The organism is Streptomyces sp. NPDC127108, from assembly GCF_042677545.1.
Lineage (GTDB): Bacteria > Actinomycetota > Actinomycetes > Streptomycetales > Streptomycetaceae > Streptomyces.
In genome coordinates this window covers 12,279-27,425 of record NZ_JBHXTE010000076.1, presented here as the reverse complement: position 1 = coordinate 27,425, position 15,147 = coordinate 12,279, and the positions used below count along the sequence as shown (strand labels likewise).

The 15,147-nt window shown below is 73.8% G+C and carries 13 protein-coding genes; 12 read left to right on the top strand and 1 reads right to left on the bottom strand.

Annotation, left to right across the window (positions count from 1 at the left end):
- Positions 1 to 166: 166 nt before the first annotated feature.
- Positions 167 to 1,216, bottom strand: a complete 1,050-nt coding sequence (gene mtnA, locus ACFVHO_RS38930; RefSeq protein ID WP_385725259.1) for an S-methyl-5-thioribose-1-phosphate isomerase — start codon at positions 1,214 to 1,216, stop codon at positions 167 to 169.
- Positions 1,217 to 1,635: 419 nt separating this feature from the next.
- On the opposite strand from mtnA, the gene ACFVHO_RS38925 reads away from it, so the two are divergent.
- The 12 genes from ACFVHO_RS38925 to ACFVHO_RS38870 all read left to right on the top strand — a co-directional run bounded on the left by ACFVHO_RS38925 (position 1,636) and on the right by ACFVHO_RS38870 (position 15,051).
- Positions 1,636 to 2,733: a BMP family ABC transporter substrate-binding protein gene (locus ACFVHO_RS38925; protein ID WP_385725258.1), complete on the top strand. Its 1,098-nt coding sequence runs from the start codon at positions 1,636 to 1,638 to the stop codon at positions 2,731 to 2,733.
- Positions 2,717 to 4,414: an ABC transporter ATP-binding protein gene (locus ACFVHO_RS38920; RefSeq protein WP_385725257.1), complete on the top strand. Its 1,698-nt coding sequence runs from the start codon at positions 2,717 to 2,719 to the stop codon at positions 4,412 to 4,414. The genes ACFVHO_RS38925 and ACFVHO_RS38920 overlap by 17 nt, the downstream gene beginning before the upstream one ends.
- Entirely contained in the window at positions 4,404 to 5,549 is a 1,146-nt protein-coding gene (locus ACFVHO_RS38915; protein ID WP_385725256.1) for an ABC transporter permease, read from the top strand. Before ACFVHO_RS38920 ends, ACFVHO_RS38915 begins: the two co-directional genes overlap by 11 nt.
- Positions 5,546 to 6,520 (top strand): ABC transporter permease, encoded by a 975-nt coding sequence (locus ACFVHO_RS38910; protein WP_385725255.1) that lies wholly within the window; start codon positions 5,546 to 5,548, stop codon positions 6,518 to 6,520. The genes ACFVHO_RS38915 and ACFVHO_RS38910 overlap by 4 nt, the downstream gene beginning before the upstream one ends.
- Positions 6,520 to 7,314 carry a nucleoside phosphorylase gene (locus tag ACFVHO_RS38905; protein WP_385725254.1) on the top strand — a complete coding sequence of 265 codons (795 nt, stop codon included), beginning with the start codon at positions 6,520 to 6,522 and terminating at the stop codon, positions 7,312 to 7,314. The genes ACFVHO_RS38910 and ACFVHO_RS38905 overlap by 1 nt, the downstream gene beginning before the upstream one ends.
- Before the next feature lie 100 nt (positions 7,315 to 7,414).
- Positions 7,415 to 8,773, top strand: coding sequence for an amidohydrolase (locus ACFVHO_RS38900; protein WP_385725253.1), 1,359 nt, complete (start codon positions 7,415 to 7,417; stop codon positions 8,771 to 8,773).
- Complete coding sequence (locus tag ACFVHO_RS38895; RefSeq protein ID WP_385725252.1) at positions 8,770 to 9,390, top strand: sulfite oxidase-like oxidoreductase; 621 nt, start codon at positions 8,770 to 8,772, stop codon at positions 9,388 to 9,390. Before ACFVHO_RS38900 ends, ACFVHO_RS38895 begins: the two co-directional genes overlap by 4 nt.
- On the top strand, positions 9,383 to 10,135 hold the full coding sequence (locus tag ACFVHO_RS38890; RefSeq protein WP_385725251.1) for a ferredoxin reductase: 753 nt from the start codon (positions 9,383 to 9,385) through the stop codon (positions 10,133 to 10,135). The genes ACFVHO_RS38895 and ACFVHO_RS38890 overlap by 8 nt, the downstream gene beginning before the upstream one ends.
- Before the next feature lie 160 nt (positions 10,136 to 10,295).
- Positions 10,296 to 10,967: a FadR/GntR family transcriptional regulator gene (locus ACFVHO_RS38885; RefSeq protein ID WP_030356218.1), complete on the top strand. Its 672-nt coding sequence runs from the start codon at positions 10,296 to 10,298 to the stop codon at positions 10,965 to 10,967.
- A gap of 129 nt (positions 10,968 to 11,096) precedes the next feature.
- Positions 11,097 to 12,272, top strand: coding sequence for a PAC2 family protein (locus ACFVHO_RS38880; RefSeq protein ID WP_385725250.1), 1,176 nt, complete (start codon positions 11,097 to 11,099; stop codon positions 12,270 to 12,272).
- Positions 12,273 to 12,543: 271 nt separating this feature from the next.
- Complete coding sequence (locus ACFVHO_RS38875; RefSeq protein WP_385725249.1) at positions 12,544 to 14,298, top strand: S8 family peptidase; 1,755 nt, start codon at positions 12,544 to 12,546, stop codon at positions 14,296 to 14,298.
- 90 nt (positions 14,299 to 14,388) lie between these two features.
- Positions 14,389 to 15,051: a hypothetical protein gene (locus ACFVHO_RS38870; protein ID WP_385725248.1), complete on the top strand. Its 663-nt coding sequence runs from the start codon at positions 14,389 to 14,391 to the stop codon at positions 15,049 to 15,051.
- The last annotated feature ends 96 nt before the right edge of the window (positions 15,052 to 15,147 follow it).

The following is a 15,147-nucleotide window of genomic DNA, read 5'->3' as shown; positions in this document are numbered from 1 at the left end:
CCCCCTGGACCCCGCTTGTCGGCGCTTCGCGCCTCGTCCTCAATCGCCGGACGGGCTAGAAGGGTGGGTGGGTGGGGGACAGCCCCTCCGGCGTTTGAGGAGCGGGGTCTGGGGCGGAGCCCCAGTTTCGGTGAAGGGGCGGGACTGGGGCGCACCGCGAGGTCGGCTAGCCCGTCACCGGCAGCTCGCCCGCTGAGATCTCTCGGACTCCGCGCTCCGTGACCAGCGCGGACACCAGCTCCCCCGGTGTCACGTCGAACGCCGGATTGTGGCCGCGCGACGCGGCGGGGGCGGTGCGGAGGCCGCCCCAGGAGAGGACCTCGTCCTCGCCCCGCAGCTCGATGCGGATGCCGTCGCCGGAGGCGGTGGCGAGGTCGACGGTGGTGGTGGGGGCGGCGACGACGAAGGGGATGCGGGCGTAGGCGCAGGCGAGGGCGATGCCGACGGTGCCCACCTTGTTGGCGGTGTCGCCGTTGGCGGCGATGCGGTCGGCCCCGACGACGGCCGCGTCGACCTCACCGCGCAGGATGGTCCCGGCGGCGGCGGAGTCGGCCTGGACGAAGTGCGGTATGCCCTCCTGGGCGAGTTCCCAGGCGGTGAGCCGGGCGCCCTGGAGGAGCGGCCGGGTCTCGTCGGCGTACACGGTCTCCAGGCGCCCCCGCCGGTGGAGTTCACGGATGACACCGAGCGCGGTGCCCCAGCCGGCGGTGGCGAGGGCGCCGGTGTTGCAGTGGGTGAGGACGCGCAGGGGCCGGTCGACGCCGACGCGGTCGAGGAGCCAGTCGGCGCCGTACACGCCCATGGCGTGGTTGGCCTTGAGGTCCTCGTCGACGACGGCGTGCGCCTCGGCGAGCACCGCGTCGAGGCCTTCGTCGACGCGGGGCGCGACCCGGTCGACGCTCGCCATGAGGTTCACGGCGGTGGGCCGGGCGTCCCGGATCCGGGCGACCTCGGCGTCGAGGCGGGCCCGCGTCCAGCCCTCGCGCTCGCCCTGGACGAGGGCGAGCGCCACGCCGTACGCACCGGCAGCGCCGATCGCGGGCGCGCCCCGGACCACCAACCGCACGATGGCGTCGACGAGTTGGTCGACGGTGCGCACCTCGACCCGCTCCAAGGCGTGCGGCAGGGCCGTCTGGTCGATCAGCGACAGGGCGGGGCCGTCCGCCGATGTCGCCCAGAGGACGGCCCGCAGGTCCTGGCTGCTGCTGTTGCTCATGCTGCTCAACTCCGGTGGATCCCCGAGGAGATCGGGGAGATCAGAGGGTGCGAGGGGTGCCGCCACCGTACCTGACCTGCTCGAACCACATTTCGAGACGTTCGTGCGGCCGTCCGAATTCCGGTGTTACTCTCACGCCCACCCCGGTCGGACCCACGGTGTGAGGAGGACAGCCATGACCGCCAAGAGCGCCGTGTGCTGCCCCACCGTGTCCCGCGGTCACCTCATGTGCCGCTGTCGCCGCTGTATGCCCGGTACGGGCTGTATGCGCTGAGCGGCGCCGTTCCGTCGCTCGCCCGCCGCTCCCCGTACCGCACCGGTTCCCCTTCCTGACGCCCCGGCGTCCCCGACGCCCCGACGCGTCAACTCCCTGCCTGCCGTTGCCTGATCCCCAGGCACCTTCCAGAAGGCGCTCCCTCATGACTGTTCCGTCCGGTCCGGCTCTTCGGCTGTCCCCGCCGTCCCCGGCCTCCCCGCCGCCGCGGCGGGGCCGCGCCCTGCGCCTCGCGAGTGCCGTCGTCGGCGCCGCCCTCCTCGCCACCGGCTGCAACGCCGCCGCCAAGGACGAGGGTGCGGACAAGGGCGCGGGCGGCAAGGAGTTCACGCTCGTCACGCCCGACCCCGTGGCGCAGAACGAGTTCCTGAAGCTCGCCGTCAGCGGCGTCAAGGCGGCGGCGCGGAAGCAGGGCGGCAACCAGAAGGTGTTCCAGAGCAGCGACACCAACTCGCGGCAGCAGAACGTGCAGTCGGCGGTGGACTCGGCGCCGGACGTCGTCGTGCTGGTCGGCTTCGAGTTCGCCGACCTCGTGGCGCAGCAGGCCGAGGACCACCCCAAGCAGCAGTTCCTGCTGGTCGACGCGTGCACGAAGAAGACGTACAAGAACGTGACGTGCGCGGTGTTCCGGGAGCACGAGGCGGTGTACCTGGCGGGCGCCGAGGCCGGTCTGCTCAGCGAGAGCCGCGAGGTCGGTGCCGTGGACGTGCTCGACACGCCCCAGTTCCGGCGCTACAGCGAGCCGTTCGCGGCGGGTGCGAAGAAGGTCCGTGCGGGGACCTCGTCGCGGACGCTGTTCGTGGGCGGGCAGTCGCCGTTCAACGACGCGGCGCGCGCCAAGGACCAGGCGGCGACGCTCGCCTCGGGCGGCGCCGACCAGGTGATGGCGGCCGCCGCGGGCGGCAACACCGGTGTCTTCCAGGCGGCGAAGGCCAAGGGCTTCCAGGCGTACGGCGTGGACGCCAACCAGTGCCTGACGGCTCCCGGTGTCGTCGTCGACAACGTACTGAAGAAGACCGACGTCGCGGTGGAGAAGGGCGTCGCGCAGATCCTCGCGGGCAAGGGCGGCTCGACCGTCTCGTACGGCCTGAAGGAGGGCGGGATGTCGCTGACCGGCCTGGAGCCGGGGGTCGGCGGCTCCAAGTGCCTCATCGCGGACCACGACGACGTCCTGAGGCGTGTGAAGGGGCTGCGGGACGACATCGTCGCCGGGAAGCTGAAGGTCGATGACCCGGCCGCCTGAGCCCGTCCCGGCGACGGAGGCGGCAGGCGCCGGGCAGGCCGCTCCGCTTACCGAAGAGACCGCTCCGGAAGTCGCCGGAACCGCCGCCGCGACCGCACCCCCTGCCGTCGAACTGCTCGGCATCACCAAGGAGTTCCCCGGCACCCTCGCCAACGACCGCGTGGACCTCACCGTCGCGCGCGGCGAGATCCACGCCCTGATGGGTGAGAACGGCGCGGGCAAGTCGACGCTGATGTCCGTCCTGTACGGGCTGTTGCGGCCGGACGCCGGGCGGATCCTGCTCGACGGGCGCGAGGTGGCCTTCGCCGACCCGAGCCAGGCGATCGCCGCGGGGCTCGGCATGGTGCACCAGAGTTTCCGGCTCTTCCCGTCGTTCACCGTCGCCGAGAACGTGGTGTTCGCCGCCGAGCCGCGCCGCTTCGGGCTCGTCGACCGGGCGGCGGCCGTGTGCGAGGTGGGCGCGCTCGCCGAGCGGCACGGGCTCGCCGTCGACCCGGCGGCGCGCGTCGGGGACCTGCCGGTGGGGGTGCGCCAGCGCGTGGAGATCCTCAAGCTGCTGCACCGCGGCGCCCGCACGCTCATCCTCGACGAGCCCACCGCCGTGCTGACGCCCGCCGAGGCCGACGCGCTGTTCGCGGTCCTTCGGTCGCTGGCCGCCGAGGGACGCGCCGTTCTCCTGGTCACGCACAAGCTGCGTGAGGTCATGGAGGGCAGCGACGCCGTGACGGTGCTGCGGGACGGGCGGGTGGCCGCGCGCCTTCGTACGGCCGAGACCAGCGCGGACGCCCTCGCCGAGGCGATGACGGGGCGCGCGGTGACGCTCGACCGGGTGCATCCGTCCGGTGCGCCGGGCGCCGAGGTCCTCGAGGTGAGCGGGCTGCGGACCGACGCCGTGCGGGACGTCTCGCTGTCGGTGCGCGCCGGGGAGATCGTCGGCATCGCTGGGGTCGCGGGCAACGGCCAGAGCGAACTCGTCGAGGCCGTCGCCGGGTTGCGGCCCGTCACCGGCGGCCGGGTCGGTCTGGCCGGGGTCGACATCACGCACGCCTCGGCCGCGCGGCGGCGGGCGGCCGGACTCGCGTACGTCCCCGAGGACCGGGCCGCCGTCGGCACCGCGCCCGCCGCATCCGTGGCCGAGAACCTCGCCATGGGGCACCACCGGGGACACCGGCTGCTGCGGCCGTCCTGGCTGCGGGCGCACGCGCGCGAACTGATCGAGCGGTTCACGATCAAGGCCGCGTCCGAGCGGCACGCGGCGGGCGCCCTGTCCGGCGGGAACCTCCAGAAGCTGGTCATCGGCCGGGAACTCGCCCATGAGGCACCCCTGTTGATCGCCGAGCAGCCCACGCGCGGCGTGGACATCGGCGCGATCCAGACCATCCACCAGGAGCTGATCGCCCACCGGGACGCGGGCCACGCCATCCTGCTCGTCTCGGCCGAGCTGAGCGAGATCCGAGGGCTCTCCGACCGGGTGCTCGTGATGTACGAGGGCCGTGTGACGGCTGTGTTCACCCGCGCGGAGGCGGACGAGCGGGTGCTGGGGCTCGCGATGGCGGGCGGGGGGTCGGACCCGCCCGCGGCCGAAGCCGTTCCCGCAGCCGAAGCCGCCCCCGCAGCCGAAGGCGCGGTCGCGCCCACCGACCCCGCAGCTCCGAAGGAAGGCCTCCCCCATGGCAGTTGAGACCCCCTCGGCTCCCTCCGTGCCGCGCCGCCTCCTCGGCTCCTCCGCCCTGCACTCCGTCCTCGCCGCCGTGGCCGTCGGGGCGCTGTTCCTGCTCGGTACCGGCGCGGAGCCCGTCGGCGCGTACGGATCCGTCGTCACCGGCGCGCTCGGCCCTGACGGGATCGGGCCGACCCTGACGACGGGGACCTCCGTCCTCGGCCTCGCCGTCGCGCTCGCCGTTCCGCTGCGGGCGGGCCTGCTGAACCTCGGCGGGGACGGGCAGCTCGTGCTCGGCGGCATCGCGGCGGCGGCGACCGGACTGTACGTACCGCTGCCCGCGCCCCTCGCGGTGGCCGCCGCGCTGCTCGCGGGCACGGCCGCCGGGGCCGCGTACGCCGCGCTCGCCGCGGTGTGCCAGAACCGGTTCGGGGTGCCGCTGCTCGTCAGCAGCCTGCTCCTCGGCTATCCGGCGATGTCCTTCGCCTCCTACCTGGCGCGCTTCCCCATGAAGGAGGACGGGTCGAGCCTGCCGCAGACGAGGCGGCTGCCCGACGGCGTCGCGCTGCCCGCCTTCGGGGACTCGACGGTCACCGTGGGCCTGCTGCTCGTCCTGGTCGCGGCCGGTCTCTTCGTGTTCGCGGACGCCCGCACCGGCGCCGGCTACGAGATCCGGATGACCGGCCTCAACCCGCGCTTCGCCGCGTACGCGGGCGTGGACCGGCCGCGCCTGACGCTGCGCCTGATGGCGCTGTCCGGCGGCATGGCGGGCCTGGTGGGCGCGATCGGCGTGCTCAGCTTCCCGTACCGCTTCATCGACGGGGCGCTGACCGGCGCGGGCCACACCTGGACGGCGCTCACCGCGGCGCTGCTCGCGTCCGCCGCGCCCCTCGGGACGGCGCTCGCCGCGCTGTTCTTCGCGGCGCTCGACGTGGGCGGGCTCGCCATGGAGCGGACCACCGAGGTCCCGCGCGAGCTGACCCAGGTGCTCCAGGCCGTCGTCATCGTGTTCCTCGCGGCGCGGCTGCGGTTCACCTGGCGGCGCGCGCGAAGGCCCGGGGGCACGGCGGAATCCCACGAGGCACCCGAAACGGACCTCGCACCCGCCCGAGAACACCCCCGGCCGACGGACAGGACCAAGGTGACGTCCCGATGAGCGTCGACTCCGCCCTCTTCCACTCGGCGCTCCTTGCGCTCACCCCGATCCTGCTCGCCGCCCTCGGCGGCGCGATCTGCGAGCGCGCGGGCGTGTTCAACATCGGGCTCGAAGGCATGATGCTGGTCGGCTGCTTCGCGGCCGTCGCCGGCAGCTGGTACACGGGCAGCGCCTGGCTGGGCGTGGCCGTCGCCGCGCTCGCCGCGGCCGCGTACGCGCTGATCCTCGCCGTCGGCGCCATCACGCTGCGCGGCGACGCGGTCGTCCTCGGCGTCGCCCTGAACCTGCTGGCCGTCGGCCTGACGGGCTATCTGTTGCGGACCGTCTTCGGCGTCCAGGGCACGTTCTCCGACCCGGACCTGCAGGGGCTCGGCGAGATCGACGTGCCGCTGCTCGGCCCCGTCCTCTCGGGCCACTCGGTGCTCGTGTACGCGGCCTGGGGCGCCGTCGCCGTCAGCGCCCTGTTCCTCGCCCGGCACCCGTGGGGGCTGCGCCTTCGCGGGGTCGGGGAGGCGCCGGACGCGGCCGCCACGCTCGGGGTGAGCCCGGCCAGGTACCGTTACGCCGCGGTGCTCGCGTCGGGTGTGCTGTGCGGGCTCGCGGGGGCCCAACTGGCCCTCGGCAACGTGACGTTGTTCTCGGAGAACATGACGGCGGGGCGCGGCTGGATCGCCGTGGTGGCCGTCATGCTGGGCCGGGCCGCGCCGCTCGGCGTGCTGCTCGCGGCGCTGCTCTTCGGGGTCGCGGAGGCCGTGGGCTTCCGGTTGCAGGGGGCGGGGCTGCCGCAGCAGGCCACGGACGCCGCGCCGTACGTCGTGACCCTCGTCGCCCTCTTCCTGTCCACCGCACGCCGACGCCGCCGCGCCTCCCCCGCACGCCCGCCCGAGCCACCGCCCGGGTCGAAGTCACCGAAGCCGCCCGCGCCACCGAAGCCGCCCCATCCGTCCGAGCCCTTGGTAGGAGCACCCTGATGACGACATCCGCCGACACCCTGCCCATCTCCGGAGTGCCGCGTTCCGGCCTGCCCCCGTACGCCGTCGTCGTCGGCGACCCCGCGCGCGCCGCGGCCGTCGCCGAGCTGCTCGACGACGCCAAGGAGGTCTCGCACCACCGCGAGTACCGCACCTTCACCGGCAGCTGGCAGGACCTGTCCGTCGTCGTGTCCTCACACGGGGTGGGCGCGCCCGGCGCCCTGTGCCTGTTCCAGGAGCTGGCCGACGCGGGTGTGACGCACTTCATCCGGCTGGGGACGGCGGGCGCGATCCGGCCGGGCATCGGGGACGGCGATCTGGTCGTCGCGGACGCGGCGGTGCGCGACGACGGCGTGACGCGGCAGCTGATCCCGGCCGAGTATCCGGCGTTCGCCGCGCCGGAGGCGGTGCTCGCCCTGCAGCGCGCGGCCCGCTCCGCGCGGGCCCCGTTCCACCGGGGCGTGGTGTGGACCCGGGCCGCCTTCCAGCCGGGCTTCCTGCCGCTGCCCGCCGACGCCTACGAGCGGGCCGGGATCGCCGCGATCGAGATGGAGCTGTCGGCGCTGTACGTGTTCGCGTCGACGCGCGGTCTGACGGCGGGCGGCGCGCTGGTGGTCGACGGCGCCAACGCCGACGAGCTGGTCGACGAGGAGGCCACCGGCGGCTACGACCCGCACCGCTCGGTGGTCGCCGACGGTGTCACTCGCGCCGCCCGGATAACCTTGGACGCACTGCGCCTGCTGGCCGCCGAGGACGCCGGGCTGCCCGCGCAGACATCGCCCACAACGCGGTAGGCCACGCCCCGGGAGGTCACGGCCCCGCCGACGCCGTGACCTCCGGGTCCCACGACACCGGTCCCACGACACCGCAGCCCCTTCGCACGGAACGGAACCCATGACTCCCATCGATCTCCTCGTCCACGGCGGTGACGTCCTCACCGTCGACGCCTCCGGCACAGTCGTGTCCGACGGCGCGGTCGCCGTGCGCGGCGGCGAGATCGTCGAGGTCGGCCCGACCGCGCGGCTGCGTGCCGCGTACGCGGCGGCCGAGGAGATCGACGCACGCGGCTGTCTGGTGCTGCCGGGGCTCATCAACACCCATACGCACCTGGCGATGACGCTGCTGCGCGGCACCGCCGACGACGTGACCCTCCAGGGCTTCCTGGAGCGCGTCATCCCGCGCGAGGCGGCACTGCTCTCGCCGCGGACGGTGGCGGCGGGCATCGGTGCGGCGATAGCCGAGTCGGTACGCGGCGGGGTGACGGCCGCGCTCGACATGTACTGGTTCCACGAGGCGGCCGAGGAGGTGGCACGCGCGGCCGGGTGGCGGCTCCTCACCGGGCCGACGTTCATGGACGTGCCGGAGCCGCCGGACGGCCGCCCGTACGCGGACCGGCTCGGCTGGGCCGAGGCCCATCTGGCCACCCGCACCCCGGCGCCGGGCACCCGGCCCGTGGTGTTCGCGCACTCCGCGTACACGCTGGTGCCCGAGCAGCTCACCGCGATCGCCGAGCTGGCCCGCGCGCACGGCGCGCTCCTGCACCTGCACGCCGCCGAGAACGCCACCGAAGTGGCGACGGTCAGCGCACAGCACGGGATGCGGCCGGTCGAGCTGCTCGACTCGCTCGGCGTGCTCGGCCCGGACACGCTCCTCGCGCACGCCGTCGACCTGACCGACGCCGAGATCGCGGCGCTCGCCCGCACCGGCACGGCCGTCGCCCACTGCCCCGTCTCCAACCTGAAGCTGGGCTGCGGGATCGCGCGGGTGCCCGACCTGACGGCGGCGGGCGTCACCGTGGGCCTGGGCACGGACGGCGCGGTGAGCTCCAACACCCTCGACGTCCTCGGCGCGGTGCGGGCCGCGGCGCTGGTGCACAAGGCGGGCGGCGACCCGACGGCGGTGGGCGCCGAGCAGGCCGTGCGGATGGCGACCATCGAGTCCGCGCGGGCACTCGGTCTCGCCGGGCAGCTGGGGTCCCTGGAGCCCGGCAAGCGCGCCGACCTGATCGTCCTCGACCTGGACCGCCCGCACCTCGCGCCCCGGCACGACCCGTACTCGACCCTCGCGTACGCCGCCGGACCCGCCGACGTGCGCGACACCGTCGTCGACGGCCGCGTCCTGATGCGCGACCGGACGCTCCTGACCGTCGACGAGCGCCGGGCCGTCGACGACCTGCACGAGGCCGCCGCCTCCGTGCCCCTCCCCCGCCCCCGCGCGACCGCCGAGCACCTCACCGCCGAGGTGCCCACATGACCGCCGCCGGATCGACCCGCGGCTTCACCGGCCGCGCCCGCGCCGCCGACCGCGACCCGCGGCTGCCCCCGGGGCAGTACGACGCCCGCGACGGCTGGCCCGTCCTGTCCGCCGAGGTGACCCCGCGGCTCACGGCCGCCGACTGGACGTTCCGCGTGGACGGCCTGGTCGCACGACCGCGCACCTGGACCTGGGACGAGGCGCACGCGCTGCCCGCGTCCGAGTACCGGGGCGACATCCACTGCGTGACGAGCTGGTCCAAGTTCGGCGTGCGCTTCGGCGGCGTGAGCCTGGACGCGTTCCTCGCCGCCGCGGACCCGGCACCGACGGCCACCCACGTCGTCGCGTACTCCCACACCGGCTACACCACCAACCTGCCGCTGGCGGACGTGACCGGCGGGCGGGCGTGGATCGTCTGGGAGTACGACGGGGCGCCGCTGGCACCGGAGCACGGCGGGCCCGCCCGGCTGATCGTCCCGCACCTGTACTTCTGGAAGAGCGCCAAGTGGATCGCGGGCCTCACGCTCCTCGACCACGACGAGCCGGGCTTCTGGGAGCAGAACGGCTATCACCACCGGGGCGACCCGTGGCGCGAGGAGCGGTACGCCGGTGACTGAGCCCACGAACGCCCCGTTCGTCCCCCCGACCGCGTTCGCCGTCCCCGGCCGCATCGCCGTGAGCAACCGCTCGGCCGCCGTGTGGCAGCGGGCCCTGATCACGGACATCCGCCGGGAGACGCCCGCCGCGTCGACGTTCCGGCTGAAGGTGCCCGACTGGCAGGGCCATCTGCCGGGCCAGCACCTGATGCTGCGGCTCACCGCGCCGGACGGCTATGTCGCCCAGCGCCACTACTCCCTGGCGTCCGCGCCCGACGACAGCGGTGAGATCGAGCTGACCCTGGACCACGCGCCGGGCGGCGAGGTGTCCGGGCATCTGCACACCGTCGCCCGGGTGGGCGACACCGTGGAGGTGCGCGGCCCGCTGTCCGGTTTCTTCGCCTGGCCCGGCGACCGGCCCGCACTGCTGCTCGGCGCGGGCTCCGGCGTCGTACCGCTGATGTCGATGATCCGCCACCACCGGCGCGCGGGTCTGACCGTGCCCCTGCGTCTGATCGTCTCCGCGCGCACCCGCGAGGACCTGATCTACGCGGACGAGTACGGCGACGAGACCACGGCCGTCCTCACCCGCGCCGAAGGCCGCCTGAACGCCGGGCACTTGGCGCCCCACCTCGGCGCCGGGCAGCCCGAGGGCGGCTGGGAGGCGTACGTCTGCGGGTCCAACGGCTTCGCCGAGCACGCCTCGCGGCTCCTGGTGGACGGCGGCCAGCCGGTGGACCGGATCAGGATCGAACGCTTCGGCTGAACCCCCTGCTCAGCGGCGGCCACAGGGGACATAATGAGCCGATACATCGGATGTCTATTTCTGTCTGTCTCCACCTGTCCCCACCGGTCCGTACCGGTCCGCGCCGATCCGTACTGGTCCGCGCGGTCCGTGCCGGTCCGCACACCGAGGCGAGGTCCCCATGGCTGTCACGGACGAGGCCATCGAAAAGATCAAGGGCATGATCGTCTCCGGCGCGCTGCGCCCCGGCGACCGGCTGCCCAAGGAGAGCGAACTGGCCGCGGAGCTCGGGCTCTCCCGCAACTCGCTCCGCGAGGCCGTGCGGGCGCTCTCCCTGATCCGCATCCTTGACGTGCGCCAGGGCGACGGGACGTACGTCACCAGCCTGGACCCGCAGCTGCTCCTGGAGGCGCTGAGCTTCGTCGTGGACTTCCACCGCGACGACACCGTCCTGGAGTTCCTCGCGGTGCGCCGGATCCTGGAGCCCGCCGCCACGGCCATGGCGGCCGCCCGCATCAGCGAGGCCGAACTGGACACGCTCACCGCCCAGTTGGACGCGCTCGGCGCCGCGCCCAGCGTGGAGGAGCTGGTGGCCTGCGACCTGGAGTTCCACCGCGGCATCGTGCAGTCGTCCGGGAACTCGGTGCTGTGCTCGCTCCTTGACGGCCTGTCCGGGCCGACCACCCGGGCCCGCGTCTGGCGCGGCCTCACCCAGGAGGACGCGGTCAGCCGCACCCTGCACGAGCACCGGGCGATCCTCGCGGCACTGCGCGACCGGGACGCGGAGGCGGCCCGGTCCTGGGCGACGGTGCACATCGCGAGCGTGGAGCAGTGGCTCCGCTCCACCCTGTGAGTCATGCGTGAGGGGCGATTGACCTGGGCAGTGATCCGGCACTCGGCGCCGTCGGGGGGCTGCGGAGGGCCCCGCGGGACGCCGTAAGGTTGGGGCGTACTTAGAGGAGAACGTCGGAAGGAGGCCTGGGTGATCGAGCTCGAGGGGGTACCCGAGCTGATCGACCCGGTCATGGTGGCCGCGTTCGAGGGCTGGAACGACGCCGGCGACGCCGCCTCCACCGCGGTCGCGCATCTCGACAAGGAGTGGAAGGGCGAAGTGTTCGCGGCGCTGGACGCCGAGGACTACTACGACTTCCAGGTCAACCGGCCCACGGTGTGGCTGGACGGCGGCGTGCGCAAGATCACGTGGCCGACCACGCGGCTCTCGGTGGTCCGCGTCGGCGGCGACAAGCCGCGCGACCTCGTCCTGGTGCGGGGCATCGAGCCGTCCATGCGCTGGCGTTCGTTCTGCAACGAACTGCTCGGCTTCGCCCACGAACTGGGCGTGGAACTGGTCGTGATCATGGGTGCGCTGCTCGGCGACACCCCGCACACCCGCCCGGTCCCGGTCAGCGGCGTGACGTCCGACCCCGACCTGGCGCGCACCATGGACCTGGAGGAGACCAAGTACGAGGGTCCGACGGGCATCGTCGGCATCCTCCAGGAGGCGTGCACGCACGCGGGCGTCCCGGCGGTCAGCCTGTGGGCGGCCGTCCCGCACTACGTCTCGCAGCCGCCGAACCCGAAGGCGACGCTCGCCCTCCTCAACCGCCTGGAGGACCTGATCGACCTCAGGATCCCCCTCGGCGAGCTGACGGAGGACGCGCGCGCCTGGCAGCTGGGCGTCGACCAGCTCGCCGCCGAGGACAGCGAGGTCGCCGAGTACGTCCAGTCCCTGGAGGAGGCGCGGGACACCGCGGAGCTGCCCGAGGCGTCCGGCGAGGCCATCGCGCGGGAGTTCGAGCGGTATCTGCGGCGGCGCGACGGCGGCGGCGGCCCCGGTCCCGTCGCCGGGACCGGACAGGTCGGCGGGCCCGGACAGCCGGGCGGGCACGCCACGGACGGCGGGGACGGCGCGGCGTATCTGCGGGACACGCCGAGCGAGCGCACCCGGCCGCCGAAGCCGCAGCCGCGCCCGGAGCCCTCGGCGGACGCCAAGGGCGACCCGGCCGAGTCAAGCCAGGAGTCCGGCACCGGCGAATCCGCCAAATCCACGGGTTCCGGCGGCGGCGCGGCCGACGGCGAGGAGAACGACGGCCGTGGCGACGAGCCGGACGGCGCCAAGGAAGACGATTCCTCGTCAGAGGATTCCTCCGAGGACTGAGACGGCCGACGGCACGTTGAAGGGGCGGCACCCACGCGGGTGCCGCCCCTTCTCATTGCCCACGACTCAGGAGACCACAGCCGTCACGGACGCATATGGCCGGTATCGGACGTGACACGAGTTTGTTGATGAAATGCACACGGTTCCCAACTCAACTTCATTTCAAACTCTGTTGGGCGAAAGTGGTCTGGACGGCAGGGCCCGGCGGTAGCAGGGTGTGCAGCGACCGGAAGGCAGGCGGGGCGCGGTAACCGAAGGGAGCGGTGAAGCGATGACCGACCAGGTGCAGCGGGGCAGCGACCCCGGGGGCAGTGGCCCCGGACCTGACGGGGCGGGGTTCACGTATCGGTCCGCCGAGGCGGAACTGATCGTCGTCGCCCGGCCGGAGGCCCGGCTGCGCGCCCAGGAGCAGGGTGTCCGCTCGGCGTCGGGCGCCGACGTGTCGGCCCTGAACATGTTTCTCAGCGATGAACAACTCACCCTGGAGCCGCTGTTCGGCAGCGAGGACCGGCTCCGGGCGGCGCCGCCGGAGACCCAGGGCGAGGTGCCCGACCTGGCGCTCTTCTACCGGGTGCGCGGCGGAGGGGACCGCGCCCAGGAGCTGCGCGCGCGGATGGCGGCCCTGCCGGGCGTCGACACGGCGTACGTGAAGCCGGGCGCCGTACCGGCCGCGCTCGGGCCCGTCGGGCAGCAGGGCGCCGCGAGCGAGCCGGACGATGCGCGGCGCCGTAAAGAAGGCATGCCGGCGACGGCGGACTTCAGCGGCCGCCAGGGCTATCTGCGGCCGGCGCCCGAGGGCGTCGACGCGTTCTGGGCCTGGCAGCGCCTGGGCGGCGGCGGTGAGGGGGTGACCGTCATCGACATCGAGGGCGCCTGGCAGCTCAGCCACGAGGATCTGTCGGCGAAGCTCGCCGGCGTGGTGATCGGCACCCCCATCCAGGACCTGGCCTGGCGCAACCACGGCACCGCCGTGATCGGTGTCCTCGGCGCCGACCGCAACGCCATGGGCGTCACCGGCATCGTGCCGGACGCGGTGACCGCGGTCGCGTCGTTCACCCCGGCGGGCACGGCGGCGACGATCCACGCCGCGGCGGACCGGCTCGCGCCGGGCGACATCATCCTCATCGAACTGCACCGCCCGGGCCCGAAGTTCGACTTCGAGGCCCGCGACGACCAGAAGGGCTACATCGCCATCGAGTGGTGGCCGGACGACTTCGCCGCGGTCCGGTACGCCACGGCCAAGGGCATCGTCGTCGTCGGCGCGGCGGGCAACGGCGCGGAGTCCCTGGACGACGCGGTGTACGAGCGGCGCCCCGACGAGTTCCCGTCCTGGTGGCGCAACCCCTTCAACCCGTCCAACCCCTCCTCCGACGCCGTCCTGGTCGGCGCGGGCGCGCCCCCGCCCGGCACGCACGGCCGCGACCACGGCCCGGACCGCTCGCGCCTCGCGTTCTCCAACTACGGCGCGCGCCTGGACGCGCAGGGCTGGGGCCGCGAGACCACGACGACCGGCGGCTTCTGGAACCAGCCGGGCGACCTGCAGGGCGGCGTGGACGAGATCGCCTGGTACACGGACACGTTCTCCGGCACCTCGTCGGCGTCCCCGATCGTCGTCGGCGCCGTCGCGGCGCTCCAGGGCGTCCTCAAGGCGGCGGGCCAGCAGCCGATGACGTCGAGCCGCGCGCGCGACGTGCTGCGGGCCACCGGGTCGCCGCAGCAGGACGGTCCCGGCCGCCCGTCGTCCCAGCGGATCGGCAACCGTCCCGACATCAGGGCGGCGGTCACCAAGCTCCTTCCCGCGGCGGTGGGCTCGGGCCTCGCCGAACGCTACTGGGACGAGCTGATCCCGTATCCCCCCGAACTCCCGCCGCGCCTCAGGCTCTTCGTGGCCGGGCAGTGGCGGAACCTGAGCAACCCCTCCCCCGAGACCCGCCAGGCGGTGCACTCCGCCTTCGCCGGGGGATCACCGGACGTGCGTGTCTGGTTCTCGGACGACGAGGTCGTCGGCCTGGTCGTCACCGGCTGAACCACGGCACGCGACGAGAAGCACCACCGCGACACATCAACGGACCGACCATTGACGGAAGGTGACACCCGCATGAGCACCATCCCGCAAATGAGTCAACTGGGCCAGCAGCAGGGCCAGCAGTACAGCCCGCAACAGCAGTACGGCCAGCAGGGTTACGGCCCCGAGCAGTTCGGCCAGCAGCAGCCGTTCGGCCAGCAGTACAGCCCGCAACAGCAGTACGGCCAGCAGCAGTTCGGCCAGCAGGGCCCGAGCACCGCACCGCCGCAGCCCGGCCAGATCGGCCAGCAGGTTCAGCCTGGCCAGATGGGTCAGCCCGGCCAGATGGGTCAGTTCGGCCAGCAGCGCCAGTACGGGCAGCAGATTCCCGGCCAGCAGATCCCCCAGCAGCTGCAGCAGCAGATCCCGCAGCACCTGCGCCAGCAGATGCAGCAGCTCGGCCAGCAGCAGCCGTTCCAGCAACTGCTGCAGCAGCTCGGCCAGCAGCAGGTCCCGCAGGCGCAGGCGCCCGCGATCTCGACGCAGGCCCTCGCGGGTGCCGTCGCCCAGAGCTTCTGGGACGTCGTCCAGCCGCTGCCGGGCCAGGCATCGCTGCTGTACCTGCACGTGGACGGCGAGTGGCGCGTCTTCGTGAACCCCAACGACCGCACCCGCGACCAGGTCCAGGAAGCCTTCGCGTACGGGCAGCCGGTGATCGGCTACTACGACACGAACAACCCCGGGCTGCTGCTCGCGATCGTGGTCACCAAGTGACCCACTCCCGGTGACGGCCTCCTCGGGGGCGCGTGCCACCAGCCGACGCGCCCCGGGAGGCCGATGAGACCGCGGCGCCGGACGGAGGCTTCCCGT

What these genes read in the sequence shown, in the direction of transcription:
- ACFVHO_RS38925 (WP_385725258.1), top strand. Translation starts at nt 1,636, where the DNA reads ATGACTGTTCCGTCCGGTCCGGCTCTTCGGCTGTCCCCGCCGTCCCCG.
- ACFVHO_RS38915 (WP_385725256.1), top strand. Translation starts at nt 4,404, where the DNA reads ATGGCAGTTGAGACCCCCTCGGCTCCCTCCGTGCCGCGCCGCCTCCTC.
- ACFVHO_RS38895 (WP_385725252.1), top strand. Translation starts at nt 8,770, where the DNA reads ATGACCGCCGCCGGATCGACCCGCGGCTTCACCGGCCGCGCCCGCGCC.
- ACFVHO_RS38920 (WP_385725257.1), top strand. Translation starts at nt 2,717, where the DNA reads ATGACCCGGCCGCCTGAGCCCGTCCCGGCGACGGAGGCGGCAGGCGCC.
- mtnA (WP_385725259.1), bottom strand. Translation starts at nt 1,216, where the DNA reads ATGAGCAACAGCAGCAGCCAGGACCTGCGGGCCGTCCTCTGGGCGACA.
- ACFVHO_RS38910 (WP_385725255.1), top strand. Translation starts at nt 5,546, where the DNA reads ATGAGCGTCGACTCCGCCCTCTTCCACTCGGCGCTCCTTGCGCTCACC.
- ACFVHO_RS38870 (WP_385725248.1), top strand. Translation starts at nt 14,389, where the DNA reads ATGAGTCAACTGGGCCAGCAGCAGGGCCAGCAGTACAGCCCGCAACAG.
- ACFVHO_RS38885 (WP_030356218.1), top strand. Translation starts at nt 10,296, where the DNA reads ATGGCTGTCACGGACGAGGCCATCGAAAAGATCAAGGGCATGATCGTC.
- ACFVHO_RS38875 (WP_385725249.1), top strand. Translation starts at nt 12,544, where the DNA reads ATGACCGACCAGGTGCAGCGGGGCAGCGACCCCGGGGGCAGTGGCCCC.
- ACFVHO_RS38905 (WP_385725254.1), top strand. Translation starts at nt 6,520, where the DNA reads ATGACGACATCCGCCGACACCCTGCCCATCTCCGGAGTGCCGCGTTCC.
- ACFVHO_RS38900 (WP_385725253.1), top strand. Translation starts at nt 7,415, where the DNA reads ATGACTCCCATCGATCTCCTCGTCCACGGCGGTGACGTCCTCACCGTC.